Source organism: Achromobacter sp. (genome assembly GCF_032113835.1).
Taxonomy (GTDB): Bacteria; Pseudomonadota; Gammaproteobacteria; order Burkholderiales; family Burkholderiaceae_B; genus Achromobacter.
Map to the genome: position 1 here is coordinate 1 of NZ_DAMCTG010000157.1, position 1,716 is coordinate 1,716.

At 64.2% G+C, this 1,716-nt stretch carries 2 protein-coding genes; one reads left to right on the plus strand and one right to left on the minus strand.

Annotation, left to right across the window (positions count from 1 at the left end; translation table 11 throughout):
- The coding region (locus RT697_RS26735; RefSeq protein WP_313702649.1) for an NAD(P)/FAD-dependent oxidoreductase at positions 1-1,040 on the minus strand (1,040 nt) is incomplete at its 3' end.
- Positions 1,041-1,149: 109 nt separating this feature from the next.
- Between RT697_RS26735 and RT697_RS26740 the strand changes: the two genes are divergently transcribed.
- A complete protein-coding gene (locus RT697_RS26740) occupies positions 1,150-1,602 on the plus strand; it encodes an acyl-CoA thioesterase (protein ID WP_255596284.1) in 453 nt (150 codons plus the stop codon).
- Positions 1,603-1,716: the final 114 nt, after the last annotated feature.

Sequence of the window (1,716 nt, forward strand, 5' to 3'; positions counted from 1 at the left end):
TTGCCCGACTTGATGGCGGCGTGGCTGCCCTTGATGCGCGAGGCGTTCAGGAAACCGGCTTCGCAGCCGGCCAGCACGCCGCCCGGGAACGTGAGCTTGGGCAGCGCCAGCAAGCCGCCGGCCGTGATGGCGCGCGCGCCGTAGGCGATGCGCTTGCCGCCCTCGAACGTGCCGCGGATGGCCGGGTGGGTCTTGTAGCGCTGGAATTCGTCGAAGGGCGACAGCCACGGATTGGCGTAGTCCAGGCCGACGATCATGCCCACGGCCACCAGGTTGTTGTCCAGGTGATAGAGGAACGAGCCGCCGTAGGTGTCGGCGTCCAGCGGCCAGCCGGCGGTGTGGACCACCAGGCCGGGCTTGGATTGGGCCGGATCGACTTCCCACATTTCCTTGATGCCGATGCCGTAGGACTGCGGGTTGCGGCCGTCATCCAGCTTGAAGCGTTCGATGAGCTGACGGCCCAGTTGGCCGCGCGAGCCTTCGCTGAACACCGTGTAGCGGGCATGCAGTTCCATGCCGGGCTGGTAGTGGTCGGTGTGGCTGCCGTCGCGGGCCACGCCCATGTCGCCGGTGGCCACGCCGCGCACGGCGCCGTTTTCGTCGTACAGCACTTCAACGGCCGCAAAACCGGGGAAGATGTCCACGCCCAGTGCCTCGGCCTGCTCGCCCATCCACTTGACGACGTCGCCCAGACGGACGATGTAGTTGCCTTCGTTGTGGAAGCACGGGGGCAGCAGCCAGTTCGGCGTGGCGCGCGCGCCGGTCTCGGACAGGAACAGGAACTTGTCCTGCGTGACGGGCACGTTCAGCGGCGCGCCTTTCTCTTTCCAGTCGGGGATGAGCTCGGTCAGCGCCAGCGGGTCCATGACGGCGCCGGACAGGATGTGCGCGCCAAGTTCCGCGCCTTTCTCCAGTACGCAGACGCCGATCTCCTGATTCTTCTCAGCGGCCAGCTGCTTCAGACGGATTGCTGTGGCCAGGCCGGCGGGACCACCGCCAACCACGACCACGTCATATTCCATCGACTCGCGTTCAGACATTGCAAAGCTCCCCGTATGTATTCCATATATGGCTGGAAGTATTATCGACGATTGTATTGCAGGCGAGGGTCCTGTACCCCTTCGCATTTCTTTTAGCCTTCAGGAGTTATTGGTGAACCCGGACAACCTGTCTGCGCGGCTGCTTTCGGTGGGCGATACCCATCAACTCGAATTGCCCTTGCGCTGGGGCGATTCAGACGCCTTGAACCATCTGAACAACACGCTGTATTTCCGCCTCATGGAAGAGGCCCGCATGCAGATTCTGTATAACGCGGGCTTCAAGCTGCCGGCCGATGATGGTGCGATCCTGGCGCACGCGTCGTGCGATTTCCTGCGGCCGCTGACCTATCCGGCCACCGTGCGCGTCACGCACAAGGTGACGCGCATTGGCCGCTCCAGCGCCGAATTCGAGCTGCTGCTCGAGAAGGTCGGCGACGACGCGGGTCCCTATGCGCGCGGCCGCAACGTTCTGGTCTGGATGGATTATGTGGCCAATACGTCCGCGCCGTGGCCGCCTGAAGTCCTGGCCCAAATGGCCACGCAGTTCACGCCGGCCCAATGAGCACGCGCGGCCGCGGGCCGCGCACCGGCCAAAATAGCGCGTGCTTTGCCCGGTCATGCCGGTAAAATCTAGCGCAAAATCAGAAAAGCAATGAGGGCGCGCCACCCTCGGCGC